Raw genomic sequence first — 15,823 nt, 5'->3', positions numbered from 1 at the left:
CTTACACGCACGCGACCGTATTTCGGACAATGAGTAGCGACGCACAGGAGGCGAACGAGGACCGCCGGAAGTACGAGTTCCGCAAGGTAATCGAGGAACTCAAAGACTACGAGGGCTCCGGCACCCAGCTCGTCACCATCTACATCCCCGAAGACAGGCAGATCTCCGACGTGGTGGCCCACGTTACCCAGGAGCACAGCGAGGCGTCGAACATCAAGTCCAAGCAGACCCGGACCGCCGTTCAGGACGCGCTCACCTCGATCAAGGACCGACTGCGCTACTACGACACCTTCCCGCCCGAGAACGGACTGGTGATCTTCTCCGGCGCCATCGACGCGGGCGGCGGCCAGACCGACATGGTCACCCGGACGCTGGAGTCGCCGCCACAGCCCGTCGAGTCGTTCCGGTACCACTGCGACTCGGAGTTCCTCACCGAGCCGCTCGAACACATGCTCGAAGACTCCGGGCTCTTCGGGCTCATCGTCTTGGACCGCCGCGAGGCGAACGTCGGCTGGCTGAAGGGCAAGCGCGTCGAACCCGTCAAGTCCGCCTCCTCGCTCGTCCCCGGCAAGCAGCGGAAGGGGGGTCAGTCCGCACAGCGGTTCGCCCGTCTGCGCTTAGAGGCCATCGACAACTTCTACCAGGAGGTCGCGGGGATGGCCAACGACCTGTTCGTCGACAGGCGCCACGAGCTCGACGGCATCCTCGTCGGCGGCCCCTCGCCGACGAAAGACGAGTTCCTCGACGGCGACTACCTCCACCACGAGCTTCAGGACAAGGTCCTCGGCAAGTTCGACGTGGCCTACACCGACGAGTCCGGCCTGAAGGACCTCGTCGACGCGGGCCAGGAGGCGCTCGCGGACCAGGAGATCGTCCAGGACAAAAACGACATGGAGGAGTTCTTCGAGAAGCTCAACACCGGGCAGGAGGCCACCTACGGGTTCGAACAGACCCGCCGGAACCTGATCATGGGGTCGGTCGACCGCCTGCTCATCTCCGAGGACCTCCGCTCGGACGTCGTCGTCTACGAGTGCCCGAACGGCCACGAGGAGTACGAGGTGGTCGACGCCCGTCACTCGACGCCAGACCACGAGTGTAGCGAGTGCGGCGACGAGGCGACCGTCGAGAAGCGCGAGGACGTCATCGAACACCTGATGGCCATCGCGGAGCAGCGCGGCACCGAGACGCGGTTCATCTCGACGGACTTCGAGAAGGGCGAGCAGCTGCTCGACGCGTTCGGCGGCATCGCGGGCATCCTGCGCTACTCCACCGGCGTGTAAAGCCGCTCTCCGCGACGGGGCGAAACGTTACTGCTGTTCCGGTTCGACCGGCGTCGCCGCGACCTCCAGGCACGCGCAGGCGTCGGACTCGGGGTCGAAGCAGTCCGGACACTCGGGCTGGCGGTCGATGATCGTGTCGAGCCGCTCGGCCACCGTGTCGTCGATGACCGCCTCAAGCTCGCGGGCCTCCGCCTGGAAGTCCTCGACCGCGAGGACGTTGGCGAGGAAGCGCTCGATGATACAGTACGTCTGGAGGGCGTCCCGCGCGCGGACGATGCCGTCGTCGGTGAGGCGCACGCCCTTGTACTTCTCGTGTTCGGCGAGCCCCCGCTCTTCGAGCTTGCCGATCATCTCGTTGGCGCTGGCCGGGCTGACGCCGAGCGCGTCGGCGATCGACCCGGTCGAGGCGGGCCCGTCCTCCTGGTCCTGTACGACGTATATCGTCTTGAGGTACTGATCTGCGGTGTTCACGGCTGTCCTCCGTCGGCGCTCGTCGGCGACTCGTCTGTCCGGTTCATCGGCGCTCCATGACCTCCGTGACCTCGCGCACGCCCTCGGCCTCCTCGTCGCGGATCGCCGTCAGGGTCGCGATCAGCTCATCGCGGTCGATCGAGAACGCCGCGTCGGAGCCCTCGATCGCCTCGATGAGGTCGTCGTAGAACTTGTAGGCCGTCTCCTCGTTGCACAGCTGGTCGTACAGCACGTCGTCGAAGTCCTCCGGTCGCGTCCGTCCGTAGCGGGCGTCGACCAGCGACTCGATCTCGTCGAACGGGACGCTGTCGACGCCGAGCCCCTCGATGATCGCCTCCAAGCGCTCGCGGTGGTCGGCCGACTCCTCGGCGGCGTCCGCGAGCAGCGTCTCCACCTCCTCGTCGAGCTCGGCGTCCAGCTGCTGGTAGTGGCGGTGCGCTCGCGCTTCGACGACCTCTTCGAGTACGATGCCGATCTGGAGCAGTCGCGCGAGTTGGTCGTCGGAGGCGACCCGCTGGCTCACGCTCACCACGACCACCCGAGACGGCGCGATACGCGGGTTCGCATACCATCGACTCGGGCGTCGTCGGTCTTAAGCGGTTCCCCTCGCGCGCCGGTCGCGGAGTCGGCGCGTCGGGCGTCGGAAAAATCCGTTCGGCGGGCGGGCGGCGAGCGCCGACCGCTTACTGGAGGCGCTCGAAGACGAGCTCCTCGACGTCGTCGCGGAACTCGTCGACCGCGATCTCCTCGAGGACGGGCACGAAGAAGCCCTCGACGAGCATGTTCCGGGCCGTCCGCGAGTCGATCGAGCGGCTCTCGAGGTAGAACAGGTCCTCTGCGTCGACCTGCCCGACCGTCGCGGAGTGGGAGGCCTCGGTGTCGTGGTTGTGGATGATCAGCTTCGGCGACGCGTCCGCCTCGGCCTCGTCCGACAGCATCAGCGTGTTCTCGCGCTGGTAGCTGGAGGTGTTCCACGCGTCCTCGCCGACGTCCTGGACGCCCTCGTAGACGGAGCGGGCGACGTCGTCGAGCACGCCGCGGGTGACCAGGTCGGCGGTCGTCTGCTCGGCCTGGTGCCACACGCGGGCGTTGATATCGAAGTGCTGGTCGTCCGTGCCGAAGAACGTCCCGACGATCTGGCTCTCGGAGCCGTCGCCGTTCAGGTCGGTCTCGATGTCGGAGCGGGTGAGCTTCGAGCCGAAGTTGCTCTCGATCCAGTCGATCGTCGCGTACGTGTCCGTCACGCCGCGCTTCAGCGAGTAGGTGTACGCGTCCGAGTCGAGGTTCTGGAGCGAGCCGAACTGGACGTTCGCGTTCTCGCCCGCGACGACCTCGACGAGGTTCGAGAAGTACCGGTCGTCGTCGACCTCGGCGTCACCGGTCTCGATCGACTCGAGGATCGTCACCGACGAGGACTCCTCGGCGACGACGAGCGTCTGGCTGAACAGCGAGCGGGAGTTCATCTCCGCGCGCACCGTCACGTCCTCGACGTCGACGCCCTCGGGGACGTAGACGAACGTCCCGGTGGTGAAGAGCGCGACCGAAAGCGCGGTGAGGTAGTTGTGTTCGGGGTCGAGGACGGAACCGAAGTTCGCCTCGATCACGTCGCCGTACTCGGCGAGCGCCTCGGTGAACGGCAGGACGACGACCTCGTCGTCGCCCGCGGTCCGCTCGGTCTCGTCGGCCTGGTTCAGCGGGTCGACGAGCGCCTCGAAGTCCAGCGCCTCCAGGTCGGTCCAGCGGCGCCCCGGCGTCTGGATGACGTCGGGCAGCTCCGCGGTCTCCAGCGCGGCCAGCGCGTTCAGTCGGGTCTCTAAGAGCCACTCGGGCTCGTCGCGTTCGTCGGCGATGCGTCGTACCGTCTCCTCCGAGAGGCTCTCGATTTGCTTCGTGCTCATGTTATCCGAGCGAACCCTCCATCTCCAGCTCGACGAGCCGGTTGAGCTCGACGGCGTACTCGATCGGCAGCTCCTCCGTGATCGGCTCGATGAAGCCCGAGACGATCATCTGCTTGGCGTCGTCGTCGTCGAGCCCGCGCGACTGGAGGTAGAAGATGTCCTCGTCGCCGATCTTGCCGACGGTCGCCTCGTGGGCGACGTCGACCTTCGACTCGTTGATCTCCATGTACGGCATCGTGTCCGACGTCGACTCGTTGTCGAACATCAGCGCGTCGCACTCGACGGCCGTCGAGGAGTTCTCTGCGCCGTCCGCGATGTGGACGAGGCCGCGGTAGTTGGTGCGACCGCCGTCCTTCGCGATCGACTTCGACTCGACGGTGGACTTCGTGTTCGGCGCGTTGTGGTACACCTTCGCGCCGGTGTCGATGTCCTGACCCTCGCCCGCGAAGGCGATGGTGATGTGGTTGTCGGAGGCGCCGCGCCCCCTCAGGATCGTCGAGGGGTACAGCATCGTCGCCTTCGACCCCATCGACCCCGAAATCCACTCCATGCGCCCGCCCTTCTCGGCGATGGCGCGCTTCGTGTTCAGGTTGTACGTGTTCTTCGACCAGTTCTGCACGGTCGAGTACTGGACGTGGGCGTCCTCGCCGACAAACACTTCGACGCCGCCACAGTGGAGATTGAACTTCGAGTACTTCGGCGCTGAACAGCCCTCGATGTAGTGAACTTCCGAGCCCTCCTCGGCGATGATGAGCGTGTGCTCAAACTGGCCCATGCCCTCGGAGTTCATCCGGAAGTACGCCTGTACGGGCATGTCGACGGTGGTGTTTTCAGGGACGTAGACGAATGAGCCGCCCGACCAGATGGCGCCGTGAAGCGCCGCGAACTTGTTGTCGCTCGGAGGGACGCACTTCGTCATGAAGTGCTCGCGGACGAGCTCCTCGTGTTCTTGTACGGCCTCATCCATGTTACAGAAGATGACGCCCTTCTCCTCCCAGCGCTCCTGCATGTTCTGGTAGACGACCTCCGACTCGTACTGGGCGCCGACGCCCGAGAGCGCGTTCTTCTCGGCCTCCGGGATGCCCAGCTTGTCGAAGGTGTCCTTGATGTCGTCTGGGAGCTCCGTCCAGTCGTCGACGCCGGCACGGACGTCGACGTCGGGTCGGATGTACGGAACGATCTCGTCGACGTCGACCTCGCTCAAATCCGGCTGTCCGGGCCAGTCGGTCGGCATCGGCATCTCCTGGAACTGTTTGAGCGCGCGCAGGCGGCGCTCTAACATCCACTCCGGCTCGTCTTTGTCCTTTGAGATGACGCGGACTGTCTCTTCGGTGAGACCCTTGTCGGTCTTGAAGGCAGACTTCTCCTCCTTCTTGAACTCGAAGTGGGCCTCGGTGTTCGTCTCTTTGAGGTCGTCTTGTTTTGAACTCATCAAAGTATTCTTTAGAGACTGCGAATATAAATGTGGGGAGCTGAAGCGCTCGTTAGTAACTTATACTGGTTTCTTTGAGAAAGTTAGATAACCTTATGGCATTTAATTCGGTTGCTCTAATTAATAGAATTTAATACATAAAGCAATAATTTACTGTGTATTCGCCATTCCGCCGTCAACGATGAGCGATTCACCATTCACGTAGTCCGAGAGATCACTTGCGAGGTACAGCGCTGTATCTGCAACATCTTCAGGCTGGCCCGCCCGCCGGGACGGAATCGACTGAAGGAAGTCTTCTTCAGCATCTGTACCCATAATCGGATAGTCCTCAGTCGTCATCGTCGTCTCGATCAGTCCCGGATGGATAGCGTTCACTCGAACGCCGTCGGGCCCCAACTTCGCCGCCATCGCATATGTGAGTAGTCGTACGGCACCTTTTGTCCCACAGTACGTGATGAACTCCCCTGACCCCTCAAGACCGGCGACCGAGGAGATGTTGATGATCCGCCCGCCACCAGCTTCGACCATCCGTTTCGCCGCCGCTTGCGCGCCAAAATAGACACCTTTGACGTTGATGTCCATCATCCGATCAAACGCATCTTCGTCGACTTCGAGAAACTCCTCACCATGGAAGATCCCCGCGTTGTTCACCATCACGGTGACACCACCGAACTCCTCGGCAGTCTCAACCGCAGTCTCAAGATCGCCGACGTTTGTGACATCACACTCGACGAACGTTGCCCTTGCCTCCGTTTCGGCCTCGATCAGTTCGTGGGTTGGATCTCCTCCCTCGCGAGGAGACTCCTGGATGTCAGCGATAACGATGTCTGCCCCTTCGGAAGCGAACCGGCGGGCAATAGCGCGTCCATTTCCGCTGGAGCCACCGGTAATGACTGCCACGTTGTCTGTGAGTAGTGTGGACATACCTCATGATCTATGGTGAGTGAGAACATAGTTATATCGCGCTTGTGCGGTTGGAACACCATATCGTGAGCCTAATTGATAGAGCTGACGAGTGGGATACTGTGATAATTCGAATCAGAATCACTCATTAGCGAGAACGACTTGACAGCACTCGATCGCTGCTTCGATGTGGCGGTCGGCGACCACGTCGCCCGTTTCGTCAGCCGACTCAAGCAGTGTGGCAACTTGCCGAACCCGTTTCCGTCTGGTTTGCGTGTCAAGACCGTCACTGGTCGCATCGCGGGCGACGGCTTCAGCCTCTCCGAGCCATCGGTTCGTCGCTGGCGGAACTGGGCGGTCTGCGGTCGCAGTTAGCAGAATACAGGCGGTAAGCCCCCTTCCTCAAGGAGCGACCAGCGGGAGCGAGTAGGGAGAGGATACACCGTCGTCATCATGTCTCAAACAGGTTCGTACTCGCTGCCCAACCACCCCACCGATAGAGTTAAGTTGAAATAATGTGTAAACACACATGATGGATAGACACGAAGTAGAAGGCCACGAAGTCATTGAGGGAGAGGTGAAGCCGACCGGCAACGGCGCACACGTTCTCGTTCCGAAGCGATGGCGTGGTGCAGACGTGAAAATCGTCCGAACCTCAGCCCCCGACGAATAGTCAATGCGCTACACCTACAGATTCCGGCTTGATCCCACGCCTGAACAACGTGAGCTGTTGGATCAACACCGAGATACCTGTAGGCAACTCTACAATCACGCACTCAACGAATTTGAGAAAATCCCCGAATCGGCGGGAACACTCAACCAACGAGTACGCCAAGTACGCGATCAGCTCACCGATCTTAAAGTATGGTGGGATGAACTAAATGACCTCTATTCAACGGTCGCACAAGCCGCTGTCATGCGTATCGAAGACAGCATCAAAGCCCTCTCCCAGTTGAAACAGAACGGCTACAACGTCGGAAGCCTCAACTGGAAGGCTCCCAAGGACTTCCGCAGTTTCACCTACATACAGTCTGGCTTCGAGTTCGATAGTAATAACGGTCAGACCGTATTGTCGCTGTCGAAACTTGCGGATGTTCCACTCATCAAACACCGCACAATCCCCGACACCGAGACGATCAAACAAGTCACGATTAAGAAGGAGCCAACTGGGGACTAGTTCGCTTCATTCGTTGTCGACGGGAAAGAGACACCTGAGAAACCAACCGATCCAGATCGGTGCGTTGGTATCGACGTGGGGATTCTCAAGTATGCCCACGACACCGATGGGTACGCCATCGAAAGTCCCGACTTCAGCGACGAGCGCGAACGATTGGAACGCGCCCAACGCGACCTTTCGCGGAAGGAACACGGCTCTACGAATTGGGAGACGCAACGACAAATCGTGGCGGAACGCCACGCTGATCTCAAGCGAAAGCGCCGCGACTTTCTCCACAAGCTGTCGAACTACTACGCCACAGAGTACGACTTGGTGGCTGTTGAGGACTTGGATGTAAAAGGGCTGGTCGAACGCCCCAGAAACTCACGAAATCGGGCGGGAGCGGCGTGGGGAACGTTCCTGCGGATGCTCGAATACAAGTGTGAACGTGAAGGGACGCACTTCGTCGCCGTGAACCCGCGCGGGACGACAAAGGAGTGCGCTTCCTGTGGTGTGAAGACTGAGAAACCGCTGTGGATGCGCGAACACTCCTGCCCGGCGTGTGGATTTGAAGCGGATAGGGATGCGAACGCGGCGTGGAACATCCTTTCTCGTGGTCTTGAAGACGTAGGAGTGGGATACTCCGAATCAACGCCTGTGGAGACTGCGCTCCCTGTGGATACGCCTGTATCTGCAAAGCGCGTCGTAGAAACAGGAAGCCCCACCCTCAAGGAGCGAACGGCGTCATCCGTGAGCGAGTAGGGTGGGGTAGTTCACATGAGTCGCCAGTGCGTTGACCGCAGCCCGCGGCTCGGTTGGGATGTCGATTTCGTCCGTCATCGTCGGTGTATTGGCACCCACTGTGAAGAATTGTTGCGGCAAGCTACACTCCAGATGCTTGCGAACGTCTCCAGCCGAGCACGACCTCTTGTTCGCCTATTTTGACATCCTCCCCGCGCTGAAGCGCGAGGATTTCTCCTCGATTCTCCGTAACACCTCCACGGTATCTGTCTGGGCTTGTTCGAGAGACACACCAGACAACACAAGCCCATACACAACTGAGAGCGACTATGCTCGAGTCGCTCCTCCGGATTGACGTCGTACTCTTCGTTCTCATCGGCGTGCTGGGCGGCGCACACTGTATCGGGATGTGTGGGCCGTTGGTGACGATGTACTCGAAGCAGATGAACCCACAGCCCGATGGCGGAACGGTGACAGCCAACGACGGGCGTGCCGGTCATCTCACGACCTACGAGGTTCGCCAGCACTTCTTGTTCAACGTCGGCCGGGCGACGACGTACGCGATTCTCGGGGCCGTCTTCGGTGCGCTCGGAAGCGTCGTGTTCGTCACCGCTGACCAGTTGACACCGATCGCCGACCTCCTGCGAGGTGTTGTCGGTCTTGCGGTCGGAGGGTTCATTGTGGCGACGGGCGTTCGGTACGTTATCGGCGGAAGCGGAGGCGATATTCGAATACCCGGCGTCCAGCGCGTTACGTCATGGCTCGCAACGAGAGTCCATCGGCACGTCAACAGCCCAAGTATTGTCGGGCTGGGAGCCGTCCACGCGTTTCTTCCCTGTCCGATGCTGTACCCCGCGTATCTGTTCGCCTTCGCGAGCGGCTCCCCGACCACCGGGGGAATCGCTCTCGGCGCCCTCGGCATTGGGACGATTCCAGCCGTCTTCCTCTATGGGACGATTATCCAGTCGATCGATGTCGCCCACCGGCGTCGTGTTCACCGGCTGCTCGGCGTGGTGTTCGTCGTGCTGGGGTACGTGCTGCTCGCGCACGGGCTGATGGCGCTCGGTGTTCACCTCCCGCATCCGATGCTCCCGCATTACCAACCCCTCGGCGGCGGGATGGGACACATGGGGCATTGACCGGGACCGACTCCCCTCCGCGCGCTCGACACGCAAGGCGGTCTCTCCGGTGTCACCACGCCCGGGAAACGACGGAAGGCGATCTGCCGGTCCGGGAGCGATCACGCGGTGGCCACTCGTTCGAGGTCGTTGACGAGCCGCTCAATGTCGGTTCGCGGGCCCCGTGGGTACGCCCGCTCGATGATCCCTTGCTTATTAGCGAGAATGATGAGCCCGTAGTGCGGGAAACGATACTCTAGATTCTCGAGGTCATCTGCCGGTTGCTTCTCGATCTTCAGACCGAAGTGCTCGTCGTGTATCTCTTGGGCCCGCTCGTAGGTCTCTGGGCGGAGGAAGTGCCAGTTACCCGCGTCGAGGTCGACCCCCTGCTGGCCGGCGTACCCGCGGAGGACCTCGGTGGTGTCGCGCTCGGGATCGAACGTGATGGGGAGAAACGTGACTTGGTCGCCGTACCCCGCCTCGGCGGCGGCCTCCTGTCCGCGACGGAGCCGGAGAATGAGTGCTGGACACACTCCGTCCGGACAGTTGGTGTAAAATGATGTCCACAGCACCGCGCGCTCGCTCTCGAACTGGGCCGTCGATATCTCCTCACCGTGGATCGGATCGGGGACAGTGAACTCGGGCATGTTGTCACCGTAGCTCGGGAATGATGCCTCGCTGAGATCTTGCTCCGGCGGTCCGAGAATAGTTCCTTCGGCGCCACTACTACCAAGGACACCAAGACAACCGGCAGTGCCGGCGGTGACTCCCGCGACGCCGACCGTTTTACAGAAAATCCGTCGGTCCATACGTTTGCGTATCGGTCCCGCGGCTTTGAGGTATCTGGTGTGACCTTCGAATGCGCCACTTGCGTCCGATCTGGGCGAGTCCAGCTAGTCGGTTCCTTATTCGAAGAGGGTGTCGACAGTCCGGATGAACCGGTCGACGAGCCGGTCTGGCAGCGAGGGCGACACCACATCAAGCAACTCAGCTGCGTGTTCCGGGCGGGTTAGCGTGATTGTCATCGGACGGTCGTCGGACTTCGTCACGATTCCAGCGTCGCCGAGAGTCGAGACGTGCCACGAGACCGTGCTTCGTGAGAGATCCAATTCTGTGGCAAGTGTCTCTGGACGACGAGGGCCGTCCGCATGGAGTCGCAACACGATCTCGCGGGCGGTCTCGCGTCGAAGGAACGCGAGCGCGTGTCGTTCCCACTGGTCGAAGGTGGGATCGAAGTAGTGAGCCCGACCAGAGATCCGCTCGACGATCAACTCCCCGTCGTTCACTAGTCGTCGGAGATGATACTGCGCCTGTCCGGTGGCGATGTCCAGATCGCGTTCCACCTGGTTGAAGTGGACACCAGGTGTCTCGCGGACGTGTCGTCGCACCCGATCTCTGGTCGTCGCCATCGTGAGTATTCGCCTGTAATCGGCTGAGAGATAAAACCTGTCGGGGGCTTTCTTCCCATGAGAGCGTTTCGCCCCGTGTCTTCTTATCACTCCCAACGCATACTGGCCAGTGTCGTGATCGCGTCGCTCATCGTTCGGGCCGTCTTCTCGGCTCTCGTGCCATTGACCGTTCAGGGGTCGCCCGTACTGCTGGCCGTCATCGCGTGTGCCGGAATCGGAACCAGCGCGCTCTTCGTCGTGAGCCTCGTCGCGTATCGACGCCGCCAGACCGGCCAGTACCGACTGATCAGCGCCGCGGTTTGGGTGCTTGTCCTACGGTCACTGATTGGCGCTGGGACTGTTCTGGGAGCGGTTCCGATGCCGGTTCACCACTTCGTCGAACACAGCTTTGACTTCCTGATCGCTGCGATGATCCTCTACGCCGCGTACGCTCACGCCCCGGGTTCGCTTGGTGAGGATGTCACAAGCGACTAGCTTGGTTGAGTCCTAGCCAGCTCGACCCCAGTACATACCAATCAGCGCCAGACATCGTCCACTCCAGACCGATCTGTACGCTCGTTGATCCGGAGCGAACGCCTCCTGTGAGTGGTTTATGTCCTCTGGCAAACGCCGTTCGACAGTCACACCAGAACCGTATTGACTCTATATGAAGAACTATAGCTATGAAATCTGAACCTGACTCGCATTTGGTATCGCGTCGACAGGTCGTTCATACAGTCGGCTTGGGAGTCGTAATTGGAACGGCTGGCTGCGTTGGGGGATCCTCTGGCTCAAGTCCTGAACCGGTGGATTTGTCGGGTCAAAAGACTGACTACCAAGGTGGAATGGTCATTGGAGACCATGGAGGCCCTAATGGGCAGGTGTTCTACGCCGATACAGAACCCGAACCCAGACAGGGGCCCGTCCAAGGCTCTGAAGGAACTGAGAACCTTGCTTGGTTTCACACGCTCGCACATGGTCTCTTCCCGTACCATCTTAACCTGGTAGCTGACGGCGCGGAGGCGACCGCGGTCTACGTCACGGACTACTCCCGTGTTGATTGGGAGATCCCTGAAGACACTGAGCGAAAGAAGATGCCAGCACCGACCGCCCCCGATACATTCGCCGATGCCACGGGCCTCACATACGTCATCGAATCGGATGTAATGGGTGGTATGGGGCCAGATCTCATGCCGTTCTCGGAACCCAGCGAAGCTGAATCGTTCGCTGATAATTACGGCGGACGGACGATCGGGTACGACGACATCGATCGGTCACTCGTTGATGGAATCCAGATGACTGGGATGAACTAATTGACTTTTCTCATAGTGGAGATAATGAGAACCACACAGGTTCTACTCAAAGAATCTAACACGGTTGATCAGGAGCTAGAAGCCTTTTGTCCGGCAAAATCGTAGCTATTACACACGCGATGGCAACCTCAGAAAACGAATCGAAAGACACGCTAACCGTGTATCAAGAGCGGTTGGACGCACTCGATGCGACACTGGCATCGAAAATGGATCGTTGGAGCGTTCCAGCGTTGCGAGCCGCTGTCGGAGCGGTGTTCATTTGGTTCGGCGCACTCAAAGTACTCGGTGTCTCGCCAGCCGGTGACCTCGTCGCCTCTACGGTGTACGTTCTTCCGCCTGAGTTTTTCGTCCCGGTACTTGGCGTGTGGGAAGTGATCATCGGGATCTGTCTGCTCTACCCTCCGCTTACACGTGTTGGATTGCTGCTGTTGGCACTCCAACTTCCGGGTACGTTCCTCCCGATGGTACTGCTCCCTGAAGTCGTCTATACCACGTTCCCGTACGGGTTAACGGTCGAGGGTCAGTATATCGTAAAGAATCTCGTAATCATTGCCGGCGCACTCGTTCTGGGAAGTACCGTCAGGGACGAATCTGCGTCGGCGTGAGTCAGAAAATTAACTGCTCGTGCTGAACTGCGAATTTTGAGCCAGAACTGATGATGTCGAGACGTTCTGCTTCTCTATCTTTCTACGAGGAGAGAATCCCGGCGTTTACGCCGGGAGTGAATCCAACAACGGTGACACAGTCTCCCACTGATTACGACGGGGAGGATGAGGAACCTCGATCGACGACCAGCGAGTAAGAATAATAAATCTTAATATATTTCGCCGGCTAAATTGCTATATGACTGTAGTAAGCGTCTCAATGCCTGAAGACTTGCTTGAGCGGATTGATCAGTTTGCCGACGATCACGGATACACTGGTCGGAGTGAGGTGCTTCGGGAGGCGAGTCGGAACCTCATGGGTGAATTCGAGGACAAGAAACTCGAAGGGCGCGAACTGATGGGAGTGGTCACCGTGTTATTCGACTACGAAACAACGACTGTCGAAGAGAAAATGATGCACCTTCGCCACGAATACGAGGACATCGTCGCTTCAAATTTCCATAGTCACGTTGGTGGACACCACTGTATGGAACTGTTTGTGCTCGAAGGGTCTCTCGAAGAGATCTCGGCGTTTGTTGGGAAGATTCGAGCGACTAAGGATACTCTCACAATTGATTACTCCGTATCTCCAGTAGATGATTTCAGCCCGCTGGCCGATCTGAGCTGATTCTGCTTTTCTTCCCTCGCTGAATTCACCCTATCTATACCAATATCTCCGAGCCCCGTCTAGCAAAAGTATTAATCTTGTTTAGAAGAATCACAGGTATTATTACAATTGCTTTTGATGTTAACAACACTGATGACTCACATCTCGCGCCGAAGACTACTCCAGACGGGCGCAACCACGATTGCTGCGACGGGAGTCGCTGGCTGTCTCGGTCAGGGAGGCGGGTCCCTCGATTCCGTCACGGTCGCGTACGTCCCGATTTACCCGAACATGCAACACTACGTGATGGAACAAGAGGGGTACTACGAGGACGTTCCAACGGATGTCACGATAGAGCGGTTCAGCTCCGGCCCCAGTGTTGTCAAGGCGTTCGCGAGTGGGGACGTCGATGTCGCGCTCTTCGGCATCACCCCGGCAATGGTCCTCGTGGACAAGGGCACCGAGGCTGGTGTCCTCGCGGCGAGTTCGAGAAACGGCTTCAAGATCATGGGGACGACCGAACTCGCCGATCTCTACGAACAGGAAGGGGCTGCCACGTTTGAGCGCTTCGAAGAAGAGCACGGGCGGAAGGTCCGGTTTGGAGCACCGCCGGACGGGAGCGTTCCCGACATCGTTCTCCGGTACTGGATTCAGGAGGACCTTGACGTCGATGAGATGGACTCCACCATCAACAAGTCCAAGGTCCCGCCCGCGAAGGCGGTCCAGACCATCCAGTCGGGCGACATCGACGCGACGATCATCCAGGAACCGTTCGCGACGATTATCAGCCAAGCTGACGGGTTCGAGGAACTCGCCTGGTCCGGGAACATCTTGGACAACCACCCCGTCACGGTGCTGTTCGCGAACCAGCGAGTACTCGACGACGATGAGGTCGCCCAATCGCTCGTCGAACAGCACGTCGCGGCGACCGAGTTCACGGGGAGCTCCCCGGATGCCGCCGCCAGCCACGCTGCCTCGGTCATCGGCTCCGGCGTGAGCGAAGACCTCGCGACGGCCGCCATTGATTCGAAGGCGTCGGAGTTCATCTCGGATCCCCACGCGATCACTGATCAGGCCGCGACGATGGGAGAGTTCGTCGCCAACGTCGGCAACATCGAGGAGCCAGTCGCGACCGAGGACCTGTTCGCGTTCGACCCCTACGACGCAATACAGTAATGAGCACGCAGACCGACACCAGTTCGAACGCGCTGACGGCCAAAACCTTCGAGGGGGACCTGCAGCGGTATCTTCGCGGCCTCGGCGGTCTCGTCGTGTTCCTGCTCGTCTGGTGGGTTGGCGCGATGACGACCCAGCCGTCGTATCTGGTGCCGGGCCCCCTCGATTCGGTGCGCGCGTTTATCAACCTGTTCGCGACCTCGACGGCGATTGTGGTCCCCATTCTGGGATCGAGTCTCGTACTCCCAACCGGGCTTGCACATCTCGCGCAGACGCTGTTCCACTACGTTCCTGGGCTCCTTCTCGGTGCGACCTGTGGGATCGGTCTCGGACTGGCGATGGGCTGGAACGGTGCGTTCGACGACTGGCTGCGGCCGCTCGTCCGGGTCCTGCGACCGATCCCGCCGCTGGCGTGGATCGTCTTCGCGATCGTCTGGTTCGGCATCCACCACACCGGCGCGGCGTTCATCGTCTTCGTCGGTGCATTTTGGATCAACTTCTACGGCGCGTATGGCGGCGTCGAGGGCGTTTCGACCGACCTGACCGACGCCGCGTCGACGCTCGGTGTCGAGCGCGACCTCTCGATGTTGAAACTCGTCGCGCTCCCGAGTGCGGCTCCCCAAGTGCTGACCGGATTCCGGACGAGCATCGGTCGCTGCTGGATGATCGTCGTCGGTGCCGAGCTGTTCGGCGCACCAGGCGTCGGCTACGAGATCATCAATGCCTCGAACAACCTCGCGATGGCGACCAGCGTCGCGTACATGTTCCTGATCAGCTTGGCGTTCCTCTGTATGGACGTCGGGTTCCGCCTGCTCGAACGGAGGGTCCTCGCATGGCGCTGAGTACGGACTCGTCCACCGACCGGGACTCCCGTGAGAAGATCACTATCCAGAACGTGAGCCGCTCGTACGAGTCGACGCAGGCGCTCGATGACGTCTCGTTCTCGGTGTCGGAGGGCGAGTTTTGCTGTGTCGTCGGTCCCTCGGGGTGTGGGAAGACGACGCTGTTGCGAGCGATCGCCGGGCTCGACGATCCCGATGGTGGTTCGATACTGGTCGGTGGAGACCCGGTTACCGGTCCTGGGCTGGACAGGGGAATGGTCTTTCAGGAGTACGCGCTGTTCCCGTGGCGAACCGTCCGCGGAAATATCCGGTTTGGCCTTGACCGGCCCGCCTGTGACTGTCCCGACTGCGAGGGACGAGTCCGGGAGTTAATCGACCTGGTAGGGCTCGACGGCTTCGAAGACGCGTACCCAAAGGAGCTGTCCGGTGGCATGAAACAGCGCGTCGGTATCGCTCGCGCGCTCGCCCCCGATCCGGAGATCCTCTTGATGGACGAGCCGTTCGGTAGTGTCGACGCTCGAACGCGTGACCGCTTACACGCGGAACTGCTCGACATCTGGACGCAGACCGGACAGACCGTCGTGTTCGTCACCCACGACATCGACGAGGCAGTGACCCTCGCTGACCGCGTGATCGTCATGGGTTCCGACCCAGGAACTGTACAATCAACATTCTCCATTGATCTAGAACGCCCACGTGGACGGACCGCCCGCGACTTCGTGGACCACGTCGCACAGATTAGGGATGAGCTCGGGAGTCCTGCCGACACTAGCCACTGAGACGCTCTCACAGCAGAGTTATTAATTCATTTTCTTTAGACCGCCATCTCTATTATGTTAGAATCAAATTTTAAC

At 60.2% G+C, this 15,823-nt stretch carries 17 protein-coding genes and 1 pseudogene; 11 read left to right on the top strand and 7 right to left on the bottom strand.

Features of this window, described 5'->3' with window-relative positions:
* Positions 1–29: 29 nt before the first annotated feature.
* A complete protein-coding gene (prf1, locus tag AMR74_RS00340) occupies positions 30–1,280 on the top strand; it encodes a peptide chain release factor aRF-1 (RefSeq protein WP_053770099.1) in 1,251 nt (416 codons plus the stop codon).
* A 27-nt stretch (positions 1,281–1,307) separates the two neighbouring features.
* Here prf1 and AMR74_RS00335 read toward each other — a convergent pair whose 3' ends face one another.
* The 5 genes from AMR74_RS00335 to AMR74_RS00315 all read right to left on the bottom strand — a co-directional run bounded on the left by AMR74_RS00335 (position 1,308) and on the right by AMR74_RS00315 (position 6,005).
* Positions 1,308–1,751: a metal-dependent transcriptional regulator gene (locus tag AMR74_RS00335; protein WP_053770098.1), complete on the bottom strand. Its 444-nt coding sequence runs from the start codon at positions 1,749–1,751 to the stop codon at positions 1,308–1,310.
* 43 nt (positions 1,752–1,794) lie between these two features.
* Entirely contained in the window at positions 1,795–2,280 is a 486-nt protein-coding gene (locus AMR74_RS00330) for a ferritin family protein (protein WP_053770962.1), read from the bottom strand.
* A gap of 154 nt (positions 2,281–2,434) precedes the next feature.
* Positions 2,435–3,649: a Fe-S cluster assembly protein SufD gene (gene sufD, locus AMR74_RS00325; protein WP_053770097.1), complete on the bottom strand. Its 1,215-nt coding sequence runs from the start codon at positions 3,647–3,649 to the stop codon at positions 2,435–2,437.
* A 1-nt stretch (position 3,650) separates the two neighbouring features.
* On the bottom strand, positions 3,651–5,081 hold the full coding sequence (gene sufB / locus AMR74_RS00320) for a Fe-S cluster assembly protein SufB (RefSeq protein WP_053770096.1): 1,431 nt from the start codon (positions 5,079–5,081) through the stop codon (positions 3,651–3,653).
* 150 nt (positions 5,082–5,231) lie between these two features.
* A complete protein-coding gene (locus AMR74_RS00315) occupies positions 5,232–6,005 on the bottom strand; it encodes an SDR family oxidoreductase (protein ID WP_053770095.1) in 774 nt (257 codons plus the stop codon).
* A 511-nt stretch (positions 6,006–6,516) separates the two neighbouring features.
* Here AMR74_RS00315 and AMR74_RS18330 point away from each other — a divergent pair.
* The 3 genes and pseudogenes from AMR74_RS18330 to AMR74_RS00305 all read left to right on the top strand — a co-directional run bounded on the left by AMR74_RS18330 (position 6,517) and on the right by AMR74_RS00305 (position 9,020).
* Entirely contained in the window at positions 6,517–6,657 is a 141-nt protein-coding gene (locus tag AMR74_RS18330) for a DUF2080 family transposase-associated protein (RefSeq protein ID WP_121562418.1), read from the top strand.
* Between the two features lie 3 nt (positions 6,658–6,660).
* A pseudogene (locus AMR74_RS00310) lies at positions 6,661–7,902 on the top strand (RNA-guided endonuclease InsQ/TnpB family protein).
* Positions 7,903–8,210: 308 nt separating this feature from the next.
* A complete protein-coding gene (locus AMR74_RS00305; RefSeq protein WP_053770094.1) occupies positions 8,211–9,020 on the top strand; it encodes a sulfite exporter TauE/SafE family protein in 810 nt (269 codons plus the stop codon).
* 101 nt (positions 9,021–9,121) lie between these two features.
* On the opposite strand, the gene AMR74_RS00300 is transcribed toward AMR74_RS00305, so the two are convergent.
* Complete coding sequence (locus tag AMR74_RS00300) at positions 9,122–9,808, bottom strand: SCO family protein (RefSeq protein ID WP_053770093.1); 687 nt, start codon at positions 9,806–9,808, stop codon at positions 9,122–9,124.
* A gap of 96 nt (positions 9,809–9,904) precedes the next feature.
* Positions 9,905–10,408, bottom strand: coding sequence for a winged helix-turn-helix transcriptional regulator (locus tag AMR74_RS00295; protein WP_053770092.1), 504 nt, complete (start codon positions 10,406–10,408; stop codon positions 9,905–9,907).
* A 114-nt stretch (positions 10,409–10,522) separates the two neighbouring features.
* Between AMR74_RS00295 and AMR74_RS00290 the strand changes: the two genes are divergently transcribed.
* From AMR74_RS00290 to AMR74_RS00260, 7 genes are all read left to right on the top strand, one after another.
* Positions 10,523–10,882 (top strand): DUF7471 family protein, encoded by a 360-nt coding sequence (locus tag AMR74_RS00290; protein WP_139042950.1) that lies wholly within the window; start codon positions 10,523–10,525, stop codon positions 10,880–10,882.
* A gap of 188 nt (positions 10,883–11,070) precedes the next feature.
* Positions 11,071–11,700, top strand: coding sequence for a nitrous oxide reductase accessory protein NosL (locus AMR74_RS00285; protein WP_053770091.1), 630 nt, complete (start codon positions 11,071–11,073; stop codon positions 11,698–11,700).
* Between the two features lie 119 nt (positions 11,701–11,819).
* Positions 11,820–12,305, top strand: coding sequence for a DoxX family membrane protein (locus AMR74_RS00280; protein ID WP_053770090.1), 486 nt, complete (start codon positions 11,820–11,822; stop codon positions 12,303–12,305).
* Positions 12,306–12,543: 238 nt separating this feature from the next.
* Positions 12,544–12,972: a CopG family ribbon-helix-helix protein gene (locus AMR74_RS00275; RefSeq protein ID WP_053770089.1), complete on the top strand. Its 429-nt coding sequence runs from the start codon at positions 12,544–12,546 to the stop codon at positions 12,970–12,972.
* Positions 12,973–13,104: 132 nt separating this feature from the next.
* Positions 13,105–14,127: an ABC transporter substrate-binding protein gene (locus AMR74_RS00270; RefSeq protein WP_077152238.1), complete on the top strand. Its 1,023-nt coding sequence runs from the start codon at positions 13,105–13,107 to the stop codon at positions 14,125–14,127.
* Positions 14,127–14,969 (top strand): ABC transporter permease, encoded by an 843-nt coding sequence (locus AMR74_RS00265; RefSeq protein WP_053770088.1) that lies wholly within the window; start codon positions 14,127–14,129, stop codon positions 14,967–14,969. The genes AMR74_RS00270 and AMR74_RS00265 overlap by 1 nt, the downstream gene beginning before the upstream one ends.
* Positions 14,960–15,748 carry an ABC transporter ATP-binding protein gene (locus AMR74_RS00260; protein WP_053770087.1) on the top strand — a complete coding sequence of 263 codons (789 nt, stop codon included), beginning with the start codon at positions 14,960–14,962 and terminating at the stop codon, positions 15,746–15,748. Before AMR74_RS00265 ends, AMR74_RS00260 begins: the two co-directional genes overlap by 10 nt.
* Positions 15,749–15,823: the final 75 nt, after the last annotated feature.

The sequence above is a fragment of the Halorubrum tropicale genome, from assembly GCF_001280455.1.
Lineage (GTDB): Archaea > Halobacteriota > Halobacteria > Halobacteriales > Haloferacaceae > Halorubrum > Halorubrum tropicale.
Note: the sequence above shows the minus strand (reverse complement) of the source record. Positions and strands in the feature narration are given on the sequence as shown.

Excerpts from the sequence above, each read along its gene's own strand:
- AMR74_RS00270 (WP_077152238.1), top strand. The coding sequence starts at position 13,105 with ATGACTCACATCTCGCGCCGAAGACTACTCCAGACGGGCGCAACCACG.
- AMR74_RS00300 (WP_053770093.1), bottom strand. The coding sequence starts at position 9,808 with ATGGACCGACGGATTTTCTGTAAAACGGTCGGCGTCGCGGGAGTCACC.
- AMR74_RS00315 (WP_053770095.1), bottom strand. The coding sequence starts at position 6,005 with ATGTCCACACTACTCACAGACAACGTGGCAGTCATTACCGGTGGCTCC.
- AMR74_RS18330 (WP_121562418.1), top strand. The coding sequence starts at position 6,517 with ATGGATAGACACGAAGTAGAAGGCCACGAAGTCATTGAGGGAGAGGTG.
- AMR74_RS00265 (WP_053770088.1), top strand. The coding sequence starts at position 14,127 with ATGAGCACGCAGACCGACACCAGTTCGAACGCGCTGACGGCCAAAACC.
- sufB (WP_053770096.1), bottom strand. The coding sequence starts at position 5,081 with ATGAGTTCAAAACAAGACGACCTCAAAGAGACGAACACCGAGGCCCAC.
- AMR74_RS00285 (WP_053770091.1), top strand. The coding sequence starts at position 11,071 with ATGAAATCTGAACCTGACTCGCATTTGGTATCGCGTCGACAGGTCGTT.
- sufD (WP_053770097.1), bottom strand. The coding sequence starts at position 3,649 with ATGAGCACGAAGCAAATCGAGAGCCTCTCGGAGGAGACGGTACGACGC.
- AMR74_RS00295 (WP_053770092.1), bottom strand. The coding sequence starts at position 10,408 with ATGGCGACGACCAGAGATCGGGTGCGACGACACGTCCGCGAGACACCT.
- prf1 (WP_053770099.1), top strand. The coding sequence starts at position 30 with ATGAGTAGCGACGCACAGGAGGCGAACGAGGACCGCCGGAAGTACGAG.
- AMR74_RS00275 (WP_053770089.1), top strand. The coding sequence starts at position 12,544 with ATGACTGTAGTAAGCGTCTCAATGCCTGAAGACTTGCTTGAGCGGATT.
- AMR74_RS00260 (WP_053770087.1), top strand. The coding sequence starts at position 14,960 with ATGGCGCTGAGTACGGACTCGTCCACCGACCGGGACTCCCGTGAGAAG.
- AMR74_RS00305 (WP_053770094.1), top strand. The coding sequence starts at position 8,211 with ATGCTCGAGTCGCTCCTCCGGATTGACGTCGTACTCTTCGTTCTCATC.
- AMR74_RS00280 (WP_053770090.1), top strand. The coding sequence starts at position 11,820 with ATGGCAACCTCAGAAAACGAATCGAAAGACACGCTAACCGTGTATCAA.